We start from the raw sequence: 18,147 nt of genomic DNA on the forward strand, positions 1-18,147 counted from the left end.
TTCCTCGACGGCGCGGAGATGCTGGACCTGCTGTACGGCATCAACGGCTTTGGAATGAACTGGCTGGCCGCACAGACCGGCGGTCCCGGCGTGCGGGAGGTGATTCTGGGCCTGCTGTACGACGCGGTAAGCTCGCGCACGGACGGGTCCAACGTCCTGACGACGCTTGGCCGGGTGCTGAGGTCGGACATCCACCTGACCTCGTGGCTGAATACCGAAAAGCAGCGTTCCCGCCATCGGCTGGTGGACCTGCTGGGACGCGTGTGCCGTGAGAACGCCGGTACGCCGCTGGGTGAGGCGGCGCTTGGAGAGGCCGTGCGCACGATCGTTTCCGATTCACCCATGGTCACGCTCGACGTGCGGGGGCAGTGCATCGACTGCATGATTGAGTGCCTGGGTGAGCTTCCGTCGCTGGACATCGAGCCGCACCTGGAGGTCGTGGAATCGGTTGTAGCACGATTCCGCCCCTGCCATGAGCGTGCTCTCGCACTGCAGGTGATGGATACGCACGATACAATCGATCCGCACACCGACCTGCCGGACCGCCCGTTCCTGGACGTGCTGGAGCATGCCGCGCGCGTGAAAGCACAGGAACGGGCCTTTGTTTTTGGCGCCAGGCTCGCGGATGCCGTTCTCAAGGTCCGGCCCAGCGAGCGTGCACGGTCCATCGCCGCGCTCGCCCAGGAAGGCCGTGCGGCACTGGCCGCGGTGCGGTACGGCGTCCTCGCGTCGGCGGAGTTCGAGGCCTTTATCCAGGCGCGCCTTCCCAGCCGGGCCAGCGATCTCAGCGACTACGTGGTCAACCGCCACCAGGTGCTGGTCGACGGCCTGACCATCCAGGAACTCTGCCGGTGGCTGATCGCGGCGCCCGAAAATTCATCGAGCGATCGCCGTTGCCGCCGCACCATCACGGCCTTCTACCGCCAGGTTCTCGGCTTGGGACAGGCCGCGAATGCGGGACTGGATGCCCGGCCGTTTTTTATCGATCACGGGTACGGCCCGGATGGAGATCAGCTCGACTGGCCGAGCTACGTGTTCCTGCCGGCGGGGACCATCTGGGGCAAGGGTGCGGGGGTGGACCTTTCCTGCGGCGTGGCGATTGGCGGTGGAGTGGATCTGGCCGCCGGCCGGGGCCGCGACGCCGCGTACATCGGGGGCAGCTGGTCGGCCACGCTGTATCATGGCCACTCGCACGTGGGTGGCACGGAAGGATCGCAGGGAGCGGAATCGAGAGACCGCATCGTCCACTTTGGCCTTACGGTCGAGGACGGACTCAGACTCCCCTGGGGTGTGTACGTGGAAGCGGAGCACCACATCGAGGGCGGTGTGTACCCGGGTGTCCGCACGTATCCCCTGTCACCCGCGCGCTGACGCCAAGGCGCTCCAGAGGCTTGAACAACTGAACGCCTCATCACGCAGAGCAGCGGAAAGGCAGAGGAGCAGAGGCGTCCAGGTACGCCTCCGCTCCTCTGTCTTTCTGCGGGACGATTTGATCACCGGATCTGAGATGATCTCGATCCGGCTACACTGTCACTCTGAGGCTGAGAGGCTGTTGAGAAACCATTGTTCTTCGTACGAAGCGCACAGTCATCCTGAGGGAGCGCCACGCTGAACCTTCAGGAACACAAGAGCTTACGCGCGACCGAAGGACCTTCTCTCCGCCACCGTGAGGCCCGATGCGGGGCATGAAGCCAGCCTCACGCTTCTGCCGGCAAGGTCGTTAGGTCGGCGCCAGAGTATTGTGCATGAGCAGGTTTTGGAGCGGCGCCTCCCTCAGGATGACTGGCACGATTCGAGGGTTTCTTAACAGCCCCTGAGGCTGAGGCTGAGGAAGACCCCCTCGCACGGGGCCCCTTTCCGGGCAACGCCCGGGAACCCGTCGTGAAAGAACCGCGCGTTTCAGCATAGAGATTCTTCGGTCGGCGCCATGCTGCTGCGCGAACGGAGAGCCCTGCGTGGCGCCTTCCTCAGAATGACAGTTGGTATTCCATCATCTCCCGGTTTCCATCATCTCGAACTCGCGCTTACTGGAACTGGGCGCGGAAGGCGTCGAGGTCGGCGCGCAGGGCGGCGACTTCCGCGCGCAGCTCTTCCACCGTCCGCTCCAGCGTCGCGACGCGGTCGCCGTCCGCACCGGCGCGGCGGGTGGGGGCGGGCGGCTCTTCATCCGCCGTTCCTGGCGCATCGGCCTGGGGCTCGCCGCTCATCAGGTGTGCGTAGCGAAGCTCCTTCTGCCCGGGCCGGCGGGGGAGGCGCGCGACCAGCGGCTCCGGGGTCCGCGCCATCAGCGCTTCCAGCACCCGCTCGAGGTCCGCGTGATCTTCGAACGGCTCCAGCCGCGCGGTGCGGGTGTACAGCTCGCCCGGCGTTTGCGGGCCGCGCAGCAGCAGCACGCCCAGCACCGCCAGCTCGCGCCGGCTCAGCTCCATCGTCTCGCCCAGCCGGTGCTCGTACTTGGTCACGCGTGAGCCCACCGGCTGAATCTGCCGCAGCAGGGCGCGGCGGCGGAGCGCGACGGCCGCGTGGGTCACCTCGTCCTCGCCCAGCCGCATGACCGGCTCGCGGCTGGTGGTCTGGTTGCACGCCGCCACCAGCGCGTTCAGCGAAAGCGGATAGTTGTCCGGCGTCGTGACCTCCTTTTCCAGGAGCGAGCCAAGGACACGCACTTCGATCACCGTGAGCGGGGGATGCTCGTCCGTCCCTGCTGACGAAATCATGGGTAGATCGCGCGATAAGGGTTTTGATCGAGTCGCCGGCGAACGGTAAACCGCCGGCATTCGGCCGGATTGCGCGGATCGTGCCGGGGCTGCCGGAGCGTGGCAAGGCTCCGTGGATCCCGAGAATCTGGTGTGCCCTCGCCGGCGGCCGCATCTTTCTGTTCGACCCTGCCGAGCGCGTCGCCCCTCATCCCGTTCCCCTCTCACCCCTTCCGATCGTGGAATTTCGACGCGCGCGGTCGTTCATGACCAACCAGGAGCTCTGGTTCGCCAACGTACCGGGGAGCGAGGTGGAGATCGCGGTCGGCGGCGGCCCGGATGCGCCGGACCCCGCCCGCGTGGCGCAGGCCGCGTGGGCGGTGGAGCGCCTGGACGCCCTCTTCGAGCGGGCAAAGTCGTACCTGGACCACTTTGTCGACCGCGAGAGGCTGGACGCCGGCGAATGGGAACTTTCGTCCATCGCGCTGGGACTTTGCGACTGCGACCGGCCTGACGAAATCGACGTGATGCTGGGACTGTATTGGGATGAAGCCCAATGGACGGTTCGCTTCAGGATCGCCCCGCTGGACGTGACCGGCTTTTTTGCCGTGGAGTTCCGCCGCAGGTTCTTCTGAGCGCCGGGCACGCCACACCTTTTCGACGTACGAAGCCGTTTCGAGTCAGCGCGATGGTCACCCCTCATGAAAGCGGGGTCGTGGTTGCGGACTGCAACCGCGACCCCGTTTCTGTCTGCGTTACGGAGGGATTTGAACGGCTCCCGAGGGCTGGGCCGCGCGCGACCCGACAAAGATCCTTCGGTCGCGCGCAAGCTTTTGTGGTTATGATGGTTACGGGTGTGCGCTCCCTCAGGATGACACCGTGCTTCCATCGGGAGCAGGGGACGGGTGGCAATGCCGTCTCAGCCAACGTAAGCGGATGGCATGCAACACCCTCTGGGCGCGGGGCTACGCGCCGGTGGTCACCTCTTCGTAGGCCACGGTGAGCGGGTCGCGCGCACCCGGCTGACCGAACGGGCCCCACGCCTCGAAGCCGGCCAACGGGGTGCGCATCGCCAGAATCTCTTCGCGCGAGCGGCCCGCCTCCACGTGCCGCTCCACGAACGCCAGCACGGCGCCCAGGTAGTCGCGGAACTGCAGCAGGTCGGCCGCGCTCCCGGTGACGGGAAGCCCCTCGCCCGCATGCCCGAAGATGTAGATGGTGTCGCGCGCGTGCCCCTCTACCACGTGCTCCAGGACGCGCGCCCAGTTGCGCATGGAGGCGCCGGCCGCGCGGTCCACCACCGGGTGGCGCCGGTGAAACGCCAGGTCGCCCATGTGCACCACGTTCGCCCGCTCAAAGGTGATCACCGCGTCACCGCTCGTGTGCGCGCGCCCGTGGTGCCGTGCCACGATGCGCTCCTCGCCCACCTCGTAGGACCAGCTGTGCGTAAAGGTGAGGTCCGGGTACAGCGGCGGCGGGGGAGGCGGCTGCGTCGGCTGCTGCTGAGCGGGCTGCGCGGACGGCTGCTGGGCGGGCTGCGCCTGCTGTGGCGGCTGCGGCGCGCGCCGCATGTGCTGGTCGGCCATCCCGTGGGCCACCACGCGCCGCGCGACCCCGCGAAACACGCCGTTGCCGCCCGTATGGTCCCCGTGATGGTGCGTGTTGAGCAGCACGTCCACACCGCGGTTGCCGGACCGCTCCTGCAGCCCCGCCAGCAGCGCCTGCGCCTCGGCGGGGAACTGCGTGTCCACCACCGCCACGCCGCCGCGATCCACCAGCCAGCCCACGGTGCCGCCGCGCATGGTGAACGTGCCCACGTTGCGGCGGATGGGCGTAAAGTTCGCCTGCTGCATCGTCTGCACCGCCTGCGGCGCGTACGGCGGCGGAGACGCGAACCCGGGGAGCGGCCGCCCGAGGACGGCGCCCGCGGTGAGTGCGGCGGAAGTCGCGAGAAAGTCGCGGCGGCTGGGAGACATCAGGCCCGTCCTGGGTTCGCTGGTGCGCGGGGGATGGATTGCACGGCGTCATGTTGCAACAGGAACCGCACCGCCGTCAACCGTGCCCCTGCCCGCGCCGCCACCGGACCGTCCGTTCAGCGGCCCCCGGTCGATTCCTGCCCCAACCCGGCCTCCAGCGAACGCACCACCTGCCGCATGTACGCGTCGATCGGCACGCCCGCGGCGGACGCGGCGGCCCACCCCGATCCCGCCACCCGCAGCACGCCGGCGACCACCATTGCGTCCAGGCGCGTGCGCAGATCATCGGGAGATGCACCCGACCGCTGCGCCAGCGCACCGGCGACGGCGCGCTCCAGGCGCTCGTACTTGCCGTGGTCGCGCGCGCGCAGCGCCGGGGTTTCGCGCTTCAGCCGCTCCAGCAGCGCAAACTCGTCGTGGTCGAACATGGCGAGCGTGGCGATCACCGCCTGCTCGGCCACGTGCAGGAGCGGCGCCTCGCGCGGGGCCGTGCGGATGGCCTCCATCAGCGCCTGCTCAAAGTCGTCGTGCCGCGAGAGCACGACGTCTTCCTTGGAGTCGAAGTAGTGGAAGAAGGTTCGGCGCGAGAGGCCAGCCGCCGACGCGATCTCGTCCACGCTGGTGTGGTCGAAGCCCTGCTCCGCGAACAGCCGCTGCCCCTCGCGCATCAGCCGCCGCCGCGTCTCCTCCCGCTTCAGCTCCCTGCGTCCCTTCTGCGTCATCAGCGCCCCTGTGCGGATCACCCCTTGAACTTTGCACTGGGTGCAAATATAATTGTTGCACCCGGTGCAAGATAATCTGCGTGGCGCCGGGTGGGTAGTGCTCCAGGACGGAAACAGGGCCATCGAAAACGGAGGGGGACGTGGTGCCGAGCCTGTGGAAGGTGATGGCGGGGTTCATGGCGTGGAACGGCGCGCTCTGGCTGGTGGTCGGCGGGCTTCTGGCGCCGGTCGTCCCGGGCGGCTGGCGCACCGTGCTCGCCCTGATGCTGCTCCTGGTGCTGCCGATCGTGCTGATCATCCGGGGGATGGGTGGGGCGGCGTACCCGTCCGCGTTTACCCGCATCTGGATCTTCCGCCCGTTCTGGTACGCCCAGCTGGCGCTGCTCATGCTGGCCGTGACCGGAGTCGTGGGCGTGCTCGCCGGGCTGCCGTTCGGTGCCGGGGCGCAGGCCGGCCGCGGAGCGATCGGGTTGATGGGAGGGATTCTGCTCGCCGCGGGTGTGTGGGGGTACGTGGGGACGCGCCGCCTGGTCGTCCGCCCGCTGGACGTGCGCTTCGCGGAGCTTTCGCCGGGGCTGCAGGGGATGCGCATCGTGCAGCTTTCCGACCTGCACGTGGGTCCCCACACCTCGCGCCGGCATCTTGCACGCATCGCGGAGGCGGTGCGGCGCGCGGAGCCGGACCTGATCGTCCTTACCGGAGACCAGGTGGACGACTACGCCCGCGACGTGGAGCCGCTGGGCCGCGCGTTCGGCGGCCTGGCCGCGCCGCTGGGGGTGGTGGCGGTGGCGGGCAACCACGACGTCTACGCCGGGTGGGAGCCCGTGCGGCGGGGGATGGAGCGGCTGGGCTGGCGGGTGCTGGTGAACGAGGCGGTTCCGCTGGAACGGAACGGTGCGCGGTTCTGGCTCGCCGGCACGGGAGACCCGGCCGGCGGACGCCACCCCGGCGACAGTCCCGTCGCGCCGGACCTGCAGCGCACGATGGCCGCGGTTCCGGAGGACGCCTTCTCCATCGTGCTCGCGCACAACCCGGCACTCTGGCCAGGGCTGGTGCGGCTGGGCGCGGACCTCACGCTCAGCGGGCACACGCACCACGGGCAGCTCGCCATCCCCCGCCTTGGGTGGAGCGTGGCGTCGCTGTTCCTGGACCACGCGATGAACGCATACCGCGAAGGGGACGCGGTACTGTACGTGAACCCGGGGACCAACTTCTGGGGGATCCCCTTTCGCATCGGGGCGCTCCCGGAGGTCACCGTCGTGACGCTTCACGGCAGCCCGGTCGTGTCCAGCCGCGAGGCGGAACCCGCGGTCCTCGGTCGAGAGCTTCGGAGGGATTCACGGAGCCGGGAACTCGATCGATCCCGAGCCTGACCTGAGCCTGGGGCTGAGAGGGCGGTGCGAAACCTCAGTTGTTCCTCAAGAAGCACACTGTCATCCTGAGGGAGCGCACGACCGCAACTTACGCAACCACAGAAGTTTGCGCGCGACCGAAGGATCTTTGTCGGATCGCGCGGGACTCGGCCCTGGGGAGCCGTTCAAGGCTCCTGGTTCTGCAGGCAAGGTCCTTCGGTCGGCGCCGGGGCGTTGTGTATCAGCGGATTGCGGCGCGGTGCCTCCCTCAGGATGACTGAGAGGGTCGAGGTTTTTAACGTCCTCTGAGTTTGGCACGGGGGCGCAACTCGTGCACTGGTAGGACGGGGACGGCGACAGCTCGCATCCCCCGACAACGGACCATGCACGCAGACCCTCCTGACGAGCGGCGGCGGGAGCAGCCCGCAGACGATGCGGGCGACGCTTCCGTGCTCACGCCGGACGTGGACCCCACGGCGGACGCGGTGCCGGTAGAAGCCGGTGCGCCAAAGCCGGACCTGGGCCGGACCGGCCAGGCGATGGACAGCACGCGCGGCCGCTCCGCGGGGGTTACCACGCTGACCGTGCTGGCGCTGCTTTACACGCTCTACTTTGCGCGTCCGTTCCTGCTGCCCATCGTGGTGGCGCTGCTGCTGAGCTTTCTCTTCAGCCCCGTGGTGCGCGTGCTGGCGCGCTTCCGCATCCCGCCGCCGGTGAGCGCCGGGCTCATCATCCTGGGGCTGCTGGGGTCGGTGGGGTTCGCGGGGTACGAGCTGTCTGGCCCCGTGCAGGGGTGGGCCGCCAGCGCGCCGGAGACGTTCGCGACGGCGCAGCAGAAGATTCGCACGCTGCTGCAGCCGCTGGAGCGCGCCAGCCGGACGGCGGCGCAGGTGGAAAGCGCGGCGGGCGCCGTGGCGGGGCCTGACGAGGCGCAGGAGGTGGTGGTCAAGCAGCCCAGCCTGATCGCGCGGGTGTTCGGCACCACGCAGCGCTTTCTGGTCACCGCCATGGAAGTGCTGATCCTGCTGTACTTTCTGCTGGCCGCGGGCGACCTGTTTCTGCAAAAGCTCATCAAGGTGCTCCCCACCGTGCACGACAAGCGCAAGGCGGTGGAGATCGCGCGCAAGACCGAGGCGTCCATCAGCACCTACCTGCTGACCACCTTCGCCATCACGCTCACCGAGGGCATGGTGGTAACGCTGGCCATGTGGGGGCTGGGGATGCCCAACCCGCTGCTGTGGGGCGCGCTGGTGGTGGTGCTGGAGTTCATCCCGTACCTGGGCGCCCTGATCATGACCGCCATCCTGACGCTGGCGGCGCTCACCGTCTACGACACCGTGGGCCAGGCGCTGCTGGTGCCCGGCGCCTTTCTGCTGATCAACGTCATCCAGGGCAACTTTGTCAGCCCCATGCTGATGGGGCACAAGCTGGCGCTGAATCCGGTGGCGCTGCTGGTGGGCCTTACGTTCTGGTTCTGGATCTGGGGATTGCCGGGTGCGTTCGTGGCCGTGCCGCTGCTGGCCACGTTCAAGATCTTCTGCGACCACATCGAGTCGCTGGCCGCGGTGGGCGAGTTTCTGGGGATGCGTGACCAGACCGAGCGCCGGGCCATCGTCCGCTGACGCTCGCCATCTCGATGGGGAGAGGGCGGGGGAGCCCTGACGGCGCGGAGGAGGGTGCGGGCGTCGCCCTGACGGTGAAACCGTGTCGCCAAACGCCCTGAACCGTCATCCTGAGGGAGGCGCCGCGCTGTATTCGGTTGTCACGAAACAGTTTGGCGCCGACCGAAGGACCTTGCCGGCAGAAGCGTGAGGCTGGCTTCATGCCCCGCATCAAGCTCCACAGTGGCGGAGAGAAGGTCCTTCGGTCGCGCGTAAGCTTTTGTGTTCCTGAAGGTTCCGCGTGGCGCTTCCTCAGGCTCATTATCAGCGGGTGTTGAGAAACCTCGAATCGTGCCAGTCATCCTGAGGGAGGCGCCGCTCCATAACCTGCTCATGCACACTACTCTGGCGCCGACTGAAGGATCTTGCCGGCAGAAGCGTGAGGCTGGCTTCATGCCCCGCATCGGGCCTCACGGTGGCGGAGAGAAGGTCCTTCGGTCGCGCGTAAGCTTTTGTGTTCCTGAAGGTTCCGCGTGGCGCTCCCTCAGGCTCAGCCTCAGAGGGTGTTGAGAAACCTCGAATCGTACCCGTCATCCTGAGGGAGGCGCCGCTCCATAACCTGCTCATACGCAATACTCTGGCGCCGACCGAAGGACCTTGCCGGCAGAACCGTGAGGCTGGCTTCATACCTCGCATCTGGCCTCACGGTGGCGGAGAGAAGGTCCTTCGGTCGCGCGTAAGCTTTTGTGTTCCTGAAGGTTCCGCGTGGCGCTCCCTCAGGATGACTGTGCGCTTCGCACGAAGACTGACGTTGCTCGACACCCTCGCAGGATGACAGCGCGCTTCTGGAGGAACAACTGAGGGTTCTCAACACCCTCTCGGCCTCACGATGACTGACTTTCGTCTTCGGTAGGAGAGAGTTCGGCTCGGCGGGGGACCTTGCGCGGGCCAGCAGGCACAAACGCCAGAGGGCCCCGGCTTTCGCCGGGGCCTTTGCGTTGCTGTGGGGATCTACGCCTCGACCGACACCGCCGTGCCGTTCTGGATCGCCTGGCGGACCAGCGTAACCATGCCGGCGTTGGCGCGCTCCGCGGCTTCCTGCATCTGCTCGCCCAGCGCCGCCATCTGCCGCCCGAGCACCGCCATCTCCTGGCCGCGATCGCGCATCGGCTCGCTGGCCGCTTGCATCTGCCGGCCCAGCGCCTCCATCTCGCGCCCCAGGTCGTGCGACTGCGCTTCCAGCTGTTCACGCTCGCGCTCGATCTCGCGGCGCTCGGACGCCGATACCCCGTCCGCCTCCCGCGCGGCCAGGCGCGCAAGGCGCGCACCGACGACAGCCTGGCGTGCGCCGATCTCCCCCTGCCGCGCGCCGATCTCGCCCTGCCGCTCGCCGATGCGGCTCTGTGCTTCGCCGATCTCACCCTGCTGCGCACCGATCCGGCCCTGTTGCGCGCCGATGCGTCCCATCGGCTCCCACAGCTCGTTTACCTGGCGCAGCACGCCCGCATCGCGGACCACGTATTCCCGGCCGCCGTACCGGAACCAGAGCAGCTGCTCACCGGACCGGCGGTGCCGCCGCGCGCGGTCGATGTCTCTGGAGCTTCCGTTGACCGTGGTGTTCTCGCCGTCGTGGAAGAGCACGAAGTGCAGTTGCTCCTGTGAGCGCGACTCGGCGGGTTCCGCGATGTCGGCCGTGACGGCCGCCGGCGCATCGGCGCGCGGGGCCGGCGACTCCGCGGGCGTGGCAGGCAGCGCTGCACGCATGGCCGCGGCGGCGGGAAGCGCCGCCACGGGACCGGCGGTCCGCGAGGGCACGGGCTCGGCGGGCGAGGCGGAGCGCGCCACGGCCCGGATGGGAACGATGGCCAGCATGGCGAGGGCAACGGCGCCGGCGGCGAGAACGCGGCCGCGGCGCGACGGCGAGGAGGTGCGGGTGAGCATGGTGAGTCTCCGTTTGAGGTTCTGGAATGACCACGCCGCTCCCGCGGCGGAGAACGTGGCGGTCTGGCGTGACACCCCCAGCGCCAGCAGCATGCGGCCGTAGCCCTGTGGGGATGCACCCAGCGTGGTGAGAACGGCCTCGTCACAGGCGGCTTCGCGCCAGAACGCGTACTCGCGGGCGGCAAGGCGGGCGAGAGGGTGAAAGAAGAAGCAGCGCTCGGCGGCCGCCGGCACGCAGCCCAGCCACACGTCGCCGCGCTTGAGGTGCGCCAGCTCGTGGCACAGCGCCATGCGCTGCTGGTCGGCCGGGAGCGCCGCGAACGCGGTGGCCGGCACCAGGATCACCGGCCGGCGCCCGCCGACCACCAGCGGCGTTCCGACCTCCGCCGACACCCGGACGTCCGCCGTCCGGCGCAGGGCGAGCCGGCCCGAGAGCTCGTGAACCATCGCGTGCAGCCCCGGGTCCCCGGGCAGGGATCGCGCGACCACGGCCCGCGTGCGCCGCCAGCTCTGCGCCGTCCGCAGCAGCGAAAAGCCCAGCCCCAACGCCCACACGCCGACCACGATGGCGGTCCAGGGGATCTCCGGCGCGCCGGGATCGCGGACCGGCAGCGGGGCAGGGCGGACTGCACCTTTGTCGGCCCGCGGAGGCGAGAGGGACGTGGCGGCCGTCACGCCCGCTCCGGCGACCGGCGCGTCCGCCGCCGCGCGGGGAAGCACGGGCACCGCAACGGGCGAGAGCCAGACCAGCGAGACGACGAACTTGGCGGCCACGCACCACCACAGCAGGGCGCGCACGCCGGGCGACAGCCGCGGCAGCGCCCGGCACGCCAGCCAGACGCAGGCGGCGAGCACCGTCCCTTCGAGCGACGCACGGATCAGCAGGGAAAGCATCAGCCGTCCTTTCGCTGTGCGGCGTCCAGGCGCGCGACGATGCGCTCCAGCTCCTGCCGCTCCCTGTCGGAGAGCTCGGGCGCTTCGGACAGGTAGGCCAGGAACGGCGAGACGGACCCGTCCAGGCTGCGCTCCACAAACCGCTGCACCGCGTTCTTCAGCAGGTCCGCGGAGGACGCGCAGGCGCGGTAGCGAAACACGCCGTCCGCCACCTGGCGGGACAGGTATCCCTTCTTCCGCAGCCGCTCCATCATCGTCAGCACGGTGGACCGCGCCAGCCCGCGGCTTGCGCCGAACTCGTCGACGGCCTCCGCCACGCTGGCGCTGCCGCGGTCGGCGATGTGCCGCACCAGGGCCAGCTCCTGGTCGCCGATGGTGGATTCAGGTTCCATGGATGCCTACAATTGTCGTCACGGGGTGCGCGGCAGGTTGCCTACACGTGTCGTCACGTGCCTATGATAAGTGTGACTACACGCGTAGTCAAGGCCTGTGATGAGGTAACGGGATCGGGAGGGGTCGATGGCCGGCGTGCGAACCCGCCATGCGCGACGCCGCCTGCCGAGTGTTGGGTTGGATGGACGTTGCACGCAAAACGTTGCCGCGGCCGCAGGCGCGCCTCGCGACGGCTGCGGCGTTCCCGCCTTCCTTCACGCCGCGCGCCGATGCCTCGTCTTTGGCTCAGCGCCTGGCAGCGCCGGAGGGGGACGTGCGGCCACGGCTGCGCTCGTCGAGGTTATACCGTTTCTCACGGTTCGGTGTGCAGTCGTGTCGAATCCGGGTGAACACCGGCTGCACCTCCACAACCGGACATCTCACACAGGGTCAACGGGGTCAACGGCAAAGATCAAAACCGTTGACCCCGTTGACCCCGTGTGAGACAAAGTTTTGCCACCCGGGATCGGTGCACAACAACCAGCGAAATTCGGGATTACGTGACGCGCACCCGGATCTCGCACTCGGGATCGCCGCGGTGCATGCAGCGCGGCTCGTCAATCTGCACCGCTTCTCCGTAATGCGCGGCCACGCCGCGAACGATGCCGACGGCGACGCCGCACATCCGCCGTGCCGACGCATAGCGGATGACCGCTTCGTTCGCCGCGGTGCGCGCGCAGCGGATCTCGGGCGGCCTGGCGTCGGAGTCCTTCAGCCGGACCACGCGGTGGATGGTTTCCTCGGTCTTTTCCAGGAAATCCAGCGTGCGCCACTCCGGCCGTATCAGCGACCGGTACATCCCCATCAGGTCGGGAGCGATGAACTCGCCGAAGTCCTCGAGCACGCCCCGCACCGGCACACCCGTCGCGGCTGAAGCGGCCGAAACCAGTGCCACCGCGTCCGCATCCGGATACTCCCCGACGGGCAGGTACATGCGCCGTCCGAGACCCGCCTCGTGCAGCAGCGACTTCCAGGTCGCCGGGCCGCCGTGGCGCTGCTCGACGTACTTGCGAAGCTCGGAGAAAATTACGCCATGCACCGGGGAGGCTCCGTCAGCGGGGGAGGGCAGGCGGCGGGTGGGGAGCGATACCTTGCACGAACTTTGTGCATTGCGCAAGGCAACGTGAGAATTGCGCCCTCGCATGACAAAAGGGCGCGCCACGGCTGGCCTTGTGCGAGCCGAGCGGCCGGTGCGCGTGGCTTCCGGTGCCGGACTGCGGACGGATACGCGGAGCCGGTCCATCCAGGCACCGGCCGGCCGCCCGGATCAGCGCGATTGCCGCAGCCGGAGCAGGTAGTCAATGAGGGCGCGAAGGGCGGGGGAGGCCTGCCGGCGCTGGGGATAGTACAGGTAGTAGCCGGGGAACGGCGGGCAGAAATCCTCCAGCACGGCAATCACCTCGCCGCGATCCAGGTACGGCTGCACGCCGTCTCCCATCCCCATGGTCAGCCCCAGCCCCGCGGTGACCATCCGCATCATCAGCGAAAAGTCGTTGGCGACCACCCGTGCGGGGACCGCGACGGAAAAGTCGCCGCCACCCGGCTCGGTGAACTCCCAGCGGTAGGGCGGGGAATGCGGGCCCGGCCGCCAGTTGATGCACGTGTGCCCCGCCAGGTCCCGCGGATGCTCGGGCCCGGGGTGCCGCGCGAAGTACGCCGGTGATCCCACCACCACCAGCCGCTGCGGGCCGGACGCGGGCACGGCGATCATGTCCTGCTCGATGACCTCGCCCAGCCGGATCCCTGCGTCGTACCCCGCCGCCACGATGTCGCTGACGTCCTCGTCGACGATGATGTCGAGCTGGACGTCGGGGTACATCTGCAGGAACCCCGCGAGCACGGCCCCGCGCAGGAACCCCTCCGCTCCGCTGCTAATGTTCAGCCGGATCGTACCCCGCGGTGCATCCGCCAGCTCTCCCACCTCTTCCGCGGCGGTCCGCAGCTTGTCCAGCGCCTGGCTTGACGCGGCGTAGTATCGCTCCCCCGCCTCGGTAAGCCGCACGCTGCGCGTGGTGCGCAGCAGCAGCGTGACGCCCAGCCGCTGCTCCAGCTGCCGCAGCGTCTTGCTCAGCGCCGTTCCGCTCACCCCCAGCTGCCGTCCGGCGGCGCGAAATCCTCCCGCTTCTACCACGGCGACGAACTCCCGGACGCCGTCCGTCACATCCACCATTGTCAACCTGCAGGCATCAGGGTGCGAACCACTGTACGATTTATCAGCCGTAATCTTTCGCCTAGCTTCATCCTCCGAAAGGGCGGCGCAAATGGCCGCAGGGTTCGAATCGAAGGACGGCTCACGGCAAACGGGAGATCATCATGAGCAACACCATCGAAGGAAAGGTCGTCGTCATCACGGGCGCCAGCAGCGGGATGGGCGAGGCGGCTGCCCGGCATCTTTCCGCGCAGGGCGCCAGCGTTGTGCTGGGCGCGCGCCGGGTGGAACGCCTGCGGGCGCTGGTGGAGGAGATCACGGCCGCCGGAGGAAAGGCGCTCGCCGTGCAAACCGACGTCACGGACCGCGAACAGGTGCAGCGCCTGGTGGACGCGGCCGTGGAGAGCTACGGCCGGATCGACGTGCTCATCAACAACGCCGGCATCATGCCGCTCTCGCCGCTGGAGCGCCTGAAGGTGGACGAATGGGACCGGATGATCGACGTCAACCTGAAGGGCGTGCTGTACGGCATCGCGGCGGCGCTCCCTCACATGAAGGAGCAGAGGTCGGGGCACATCATCAACCTGTCGTCGGTCGCGGGCCACAAGCTGTTTGGCGGCTCCGCCGTCTACTCGGCGACCAAGTTCGGCGTGCGCGCCCTGTCGGAGGGGCTGCGGCAGGAGGTAAAGCCGTACAACATTCGCACGACGATCATCTCGCCCGGCGCGGTCAAGACGGAGCTTCTGGACCACATCAGCGAGACGGACATCCAGAAGGCGAACCAGGACTATGTCGGAGAGGTCGGGGTTCCGGCCGACTCGTTCGCGCGGATCGTCGCCTTTGCCATCAGCCAGCCGGAAGAGCTGGACATCAACGAGATCCTGTTCCGTCCCACGAGCCAGGAACTGTAGGAAAGCGTCTTGAAGATTCCGAGTTCCTGACGCAAAGCCTTGATTTCCTGAGGGGGCGGCACGGCCGAAGTTTAAGCTACGCAACGGCTTGCGCGCGACCTTAGGATCTTGCCGGCAGCACCCGGGGGCTGGATCGGTGCAGCATGGCCAGCCCCGCAATGCCGAGACGAGATCCTTCGGTCGCGCGCAAGCGGTTGCGTAACTTCGAGTTGCGGAGGCGAGCTCCCTCGGGAAATCAGTGCTCGGATGATCTGGAAGCCGCAACCCGTCAGGAGGGACGAATATGATCGGGACGACGAACGGGAGGCTGCTCATCGCGGCGGCCACGTCGCTTTCGCTGATGGCCGCGGCACCCGCGGCGCTCCCCCGGCCGCTGGATGCACCGGCTGGCGCCGCGGCTGTGACCGGCGCGGACCGGGACCCGCTGACGGTGCGGGTCGCGCGCGCCGGCTCGCGGCCGTCCGCGCCCGGACCGGCGGAGAACTTTACGGGCCGCGTACGCATCGACCCGGCGTTCGACGCAGGCGGCCCCCGGCGCGCCGCGGGTGCTTTCGTGACCTTTGAGCCGGGCGCCCGGACGGCATGGCACACGCATCCGCTCGGCCAGACGCTCATCGTCACGGCGGGCGTGGGCCGGGTGCGGCAGTGGGGCGGGCCGATCCAGGAGATCCGCCCCGGCGACGTGGTCACCATCCCGGCGGGCGCCAGGCACTGGCACGGCGCCGCGCCCACGACGGCGATGACGCACCTGGCCATCCAGGAGGCGCAAGACGGGAACGTCGTCACCTGGCTGGAAAAGGTGAGTGACGAGCAATACGGCGCCGCGCCGCGCTGAGCCAACGACCACGGATTGGAGCAGATCAAGATGAAGGGAGCCGTTCTGTACGGACCGGGCGACGTGCGCTACGAGGAGCGCCCCGACCCCACGATCATCGAGCCCACGGACGCCATCATCCGTCTTGCGGCCAGCTGCGTCTGCGGCTCCGACCTGTGGCCCTACCGCGGCGTGGGTCTGACGGGCGAGCCGACGCCGATGGGCCACGAGTACGTCGGCATCGTCGAGGAGGTGGGCGCCGCGGTGCGCACGGTGAAGAAGGGTCAGTTCGTGGTGGGGTCGTTCTTTGCCTCGGACAACACCTGCCCCATCTGCAGCGCGGGGTACCAGAGCCGGTGCGTGGACGCGCGGCCCATGGGCGCGGAGGGCGCGCAGGCGCCGTACCTGCGTGTTCCGCTGGCCGACGGCACGCTGGTGGGCACGCCCGAGCAGCCGGACGCGGACATGATCCCCAGCCTGCTGGCGGCCTCCGACGTGCTGGGCACCGGCTGGTTCGCGGCCCACGCGGCCGACGTGGCGCCCGGCAAGACGGTCGCGGTGGTGGGCGACGGCGCGGTGGGGCTGCTGGGCGTGCTCGCGGCGAAGCAGATGGGGGCAGAGCGCATTATCCTGATGAGCCGCCACGAGGACCGGCAGAAGCTGGGCCTGGAGTTCGGCGCCACCGACATCGTGACCGAGCGCGGCGACGAAGGCGTGGCCCGCATCAAGGAGATGACGGATGGGCTGGGCGCGCACTCCGTGATCGAGGCGGTGGGCACGCAGGAGTCGATGATGCAGGCCATCCGCTCCACGCGTCCCGGCGGGCACGTGGGCTTCGTAGGCGTGACCCACGATGTGGCGATCCCGGGGCTGGAGTACTTCTTTTCCGCGGTGCACCTGCACGGCGGCCCCGCCCCGGTCCGCCGCTTTCTCCCCGACCTTATTGACCGAATCTGGAGCGGGTCCATCAACCCCGGCAAGGTCTTCGACCAGACGCTTCCGCTGGAGCAGGTGGCCGACGGCTACCGCGCCATGGACGAGCGCCGCGCCATCAAGACGCTGCTGATGCCGTAGATTCCGGGGCCCGCCGGAGCGGATTGGGCCAGCGCGGCCAGAACCAGCATAGCCAAAGGTCCGCAACGAAAGCCGTTGCGGACCTTGCATCTCAGGGAACGCGTCCCCAGCCACATCTGTTTGACACCTCCTCTTTCATTGGCTATGATAATATTTCACGCCTTAAAACACACAAAGGAGGCTGCGATGCGTGCCACACGGTTCCTGCTACTTCTCCCCGCGTTGTCCGCTCTGCTCGGCACCACCCGGACGGCGGCCGCCGACAGCACGCTCAGCGTGTCGCCCGAGTGCTTCAACTGGGGTGGCGGTGTCGCCGCCTGCAGCCCGTACGTCACGGGCGGCACCGGCAACTACGTCTCGTATTACTGGCAGTTCACCGACAGCTACCCCGGCAAGACTACCTACAATTATTCCTGGACGGAGACCGACCCCTGGATGGAGCACAACTGCCGCGTGGGCGGAACCGTGACCGTCACCCTTACGGTCACCGACAGCCAGGGCGAAACCGGCACGGGCACCCATAGCATCCGCTGCCGGCAGTGGCCTGATTGACCTGACGCTCAAGTAGGCTGCCGCTGGCGCGGCTTGCGCACGGAAAGACAAGGGCCCCGCAACGAGAACCGTTGCGGGGCCCTTTTCGTTGCAGGGGTTGGGTTGAAGCTCTGCCCGTAACGAATCTGATATGGGCCCTCGGATGCCGATCTCGACGGGCGCTCACCCCTAGGGCTCGATCACCACGTCGCCGGCCGGGACGCGCAGTTCGTCGCGCGAGGTGATGCGAAAGACTTCGACCACGCGCGGCGAGCCGTCCGCGCGGTGGGTGACGTGGCGGCCGGCGTGAGAAAATCCCAGTGACCGGGCCACGAGCCGGCTGGCCGCGTTTTCGGGATCGCACCAGATCTCCACGCGCTCGACGGCGTGTGCATCGAGGGCGTGGCGGGCGAGCGCGGCCGCCGCGGCCCCGGCGATCCCGCGCCGCGTGCGCGACGAGCGCACCCAGTAGCCCACCTCCAGCGCGCCGGGCCCGGGATACGGGTGCAGGCTGGCGCCGCCCAGCAGCTCGCCCGTTTCGCGGTGTACAACCGCGTAGCGCCACCGGCTCGCCCCGGCAAACTCGGCGGCGTACCGCGCCAGGCGCGTTCGCGTCTGTTCCAGCGTGGCCGGCTCGTCCGCCGCCCAGGTGATGAACGGCCGGAGCGCGTCCAGGCTTTCGTCGATGGCGGCGCGCAGCGCGGGCGCGTCGTCCGTCGACCATGGACGAAGCAGCAGCGGCGGTGTTTGCATCCCCTCCATCACTCCACGCGCAAGATACCGGACTCGTCCCGTCGCTCCGCTCTGGGCCGTCGCTGGGGAGGTAGCGCGGTGTGCCGGGGCCGGGTGGCGCGCGAAGTATTCCGGCGCGCCGAGTGCGGACGCGGGGACGGTTTCCGGAGCGCCCAGCAACAGGCGGTCCGCACCACCTGATGCGCGATCTGTTGAACTGCCTACCCGCTCCACGATCGAGGTGAGCGGCCCATGCATCCGAAATGCACGGCGGCCTCACGCAGGGACGCGGCGGTGGGGCGCGAGTCGTTATCTCCCCACC

At 68.7% G+C, this 18,147-nt stretch carries 16 protein-coding genes; 8 read left to right on the forward strand and 8 right to left on the reverse strand.

Features of this window, described 5'->3' with window-relative positions; genetic code table 11:
- The first annotated feature begins 18 nt into the window (after positions 1 to 18).
- A complete protein-coding gene (locus ACOJUJ_RS17695; RefSeq protein ID WP_420128233.1) occupies positions 19 to 1,371 on the forward strand; it encodes a hypothetical protein in 1,353 nt (450 codons plus the stop codon).
- Between the two features lie 653 nt (positions 1,372 to 2,024).
- Here ACOJUJ_RS17695 and ACOJUJ_RS17700 read toward each other — a convergent pair.
- On the reverse strand, positions 2,025 to 2,717 hold the full coding sequence (locus tag ACOJUJ_RS17700) for a YceH family protein (RefSeq protein ID WP_420128234.1): 693 nt from the start codon (positions 2,715 to 2,717) through the stop codon (positions 2,025 to 2,027).
- A gap of 218 nt (positions 2,718 to 2,935) precedes the next feature.
- On the opposite strand from ACOJUJ_RS17700, the gene ACOJUJ_RS17705 reads away from it, so the two are divergent.
- Entirely contained in the window at positions 2,936 to 3,331 is a 396-nt protein-coding gene (locus tag ACOJUJ_RS17705; protein ID WP_420128235.1) for a hypothetical protein, read from the forward strand.
- 330 nt (positions 3,332 to 3,661) lie between these two features.
- On the opposite strand, the gene ACOJUJ_RS17710 is transcribed toward ACOJUJ_RS17705, so the two are convergent.
- Both ACOJUJ_RS17710 and ACOJUJ_RS17715 read right to left on the reverse strand, forming a co-directional pair.
- Entirely contained in the window at positions 3,662 to 4,672 is a 1,011-nt protein-coding gene (locus ACOJUJ_RS17710; RefSeq protein ID WP_420128236.1) for an MBL fold metallo-hydrolase, read from the reverse strand.
- Positions 4,673 to 4,788: 116 nt separating this feature from the next.
- Complete coding sequence (locus tag ACOJUJ_RS17715) at positions 4,789 to 5,394, reverse strand: TetR family transcriptional regulator (protein WP_420128237.1); 606 nt, start codon at positions 5,392 to 5,394, stop codon at positions 4,789 to 4,791.
- Positions 5,395 to 5,537: 143 nt separating this feature from the next.
- Between ACOJUJ_RS17715 and ACOJUJ_RS17720 the strand changes: the two genes are divergently transcribed.
- Together ACOJUJ_RS17720 and ACOJUJ_RS17725 are read left to right on the forward strand one after the other, a co-directional pair.
- On the forward strand, positions 5,538 to 6,767 hold the full coding sequence (locus ACOJUJ_RS17720; RefSeq protein WP_420128238.1) for a metallophosphoesterase: 1,230 nt from the start codon (positions 5,538 to 5,540) through the stop codon (positions 6,765 to 6,767).
- 362 nt (positions 6,768 to 7,129) lie between these two features.
- On the forward strand, positions 7,130 to 8,368 hold the full coding sequence (locus ACOJUJ_RS17725; protein ID WP_420128239.1) for an AI-2E family transporter: 1,239 nt from the start codon (positions 7,130 to 7,132) through the stop codon (positions 8,366 to 8,368).
- 990 nt (positions 8,369 to 9,358) lie between these two features.
- Here ACOJUJ_RS17725 and ACOJUJ_RS17730 read toward each other — a convergent pair.
- The 4 genes from ACOJUJ_RS17730 to ACOJUJ_RS17745 all read right to left on the reverse strand — a co-directional run bounded on the left by ACOJUJ_RS17730 (position 9,359) and on the right by ACOJUJ_RS17745 (position 13,784).
- Complete coding sequence (locus ACOJUJ_RS17730; RefSeq protein ID WP_420128240.1) at positions 9,359 to 11,182, reverse strand: M56 family metallopeptidase; 1,824 nt, start codon at positions 11,180 to 11,182, stop codon at positions 9,359 to 9,361.
- A complete protein-coding gene (locus ACOJUJ_RS17735) occupies positions 11,182 to 11,574 on the reverse strand; it encodes a BlaI/MecI/CopY family transcriptional regulator (RefSeq protein ID WP_420128241.1) in 393 nt (130 codons plus the stop codon). Before ACOJUJ_RS17735 ends, ACOJUJ_RS17730 begins: the two co-directional genes overlap by 1 nt.
- Positions 11,575 to 12,110: 536 nt before the next feature.
- On the reverse strand, positions 12,111 to 12,731 hold the full coding sequence (locus ACOJUJ_RS17740) for a heme NO-binding domain-containing protein (RefSeq protein ID WP_420128242.1): 621 nt from the start codon (positions 12,729 to 12,731) through the stop codon (positions 12,111 to 12,113).
- Positions 12,732 to 12,881: 150 nt separating this feature from the next.
- Complete coding sequence (locus tag ACOJUJ_RS17745; protein ID WP_420128243.1) at positions 12,882 to 13,784, reverse strand: LysR family transcriptional regulator; 903 nt, start codon at positions 13,782 to 13,784, stop codon at positions 12,882 to 12,884.
- Between the two features lie 143 nt (positions 13,785 to 13,927).
- On the opposite strand from ACOJUJ_RS17745, the gene ACOJUJ_RS17750 reads away from it, so the two are divergent.
- The 4 genes from ACOJUJ_RS17750 to ACOJUJ_RS17765 all read left to right on the forward strand — a co-directional run bounded on the left by ACOJUJ_RS17750 (position 13,928) and on the right by ACOJUJ_RS17765 (position 17,114).
- Positions 13,928 to 14,674 carry an SDR family oxidoreductase gene (locus ACOJUJ_RS17750; protein WP_420128244.1) on the forward strand — a complete coding sequence of 249 codons (747 nt, stop codon included), beginning with the start codon at positions 13,928 to 13,930 and terminating at the stop codon, positions 14,672 to 14,674.
- Positions 14,675 to 14,957: 283 nt separating this feature from the next.
- A complete protein-coding gene (locus tag ACOJUJ_RS17755) occupies positions 14,958 to 15,509 on the forward strand; it encodes a (R)-mandelonitrile lyase (protein ID WP_420128245.1) in 552 nt (183 codons plus the stop codon).
- 30 nt (positions 15,510 to 15,539) lie between these two features.
- Entirely contained in the window at positions 15,540 to 16,562 is a 1,023-nt protein-coding gene (locus tag ACOJUJ_RS17760; protein WP_420128246.1) for a zinc-dependent alcohol dehydrogenase family protein, read from the forward strand.
- Positions 16,563 to 16,784: 222 nt separating this feature from the next.
- Positions 16,785 to 17,114: a hypothetical protein gene (locus ACOJUJ_RS17765; protein ID WP_420128247.1), complete on the forward strand. Its 330-nt coding sequence runs from the start codon at positions 16,785 to 16,787 to the stop codon at positions 17,112 to 17,114.
- 168 nt (positions 17,115 to 17,282) lie between these two features.
- On the opposite strand, the gene ACOJUJ_RS17770 is transcribed toward ACOJUJ_RS17765, so the two are convergent.
- A complete protein-coding gene (locus ACOJUJ_RS17770) occupies positions 17,283 to 17,846 on the reverse strand; it encodes a GNAT family N-acetyltransferase (protein WP_420128248.1) in 564 nt (187 codons plus the stop codon).
- Positions 17,847 to 18,147: the final 301 nt, after the last annotated feature.

Origin of the sequence: Longimicrobium sp., assembly GCF_048594345.1 — a bacterium.
Classification (GTDB): Bacteria; Gemmatimonadota; Gemmatimonadetes; order Longimicrobiales; family Longimicrobiaceae; genus Longimicrobium.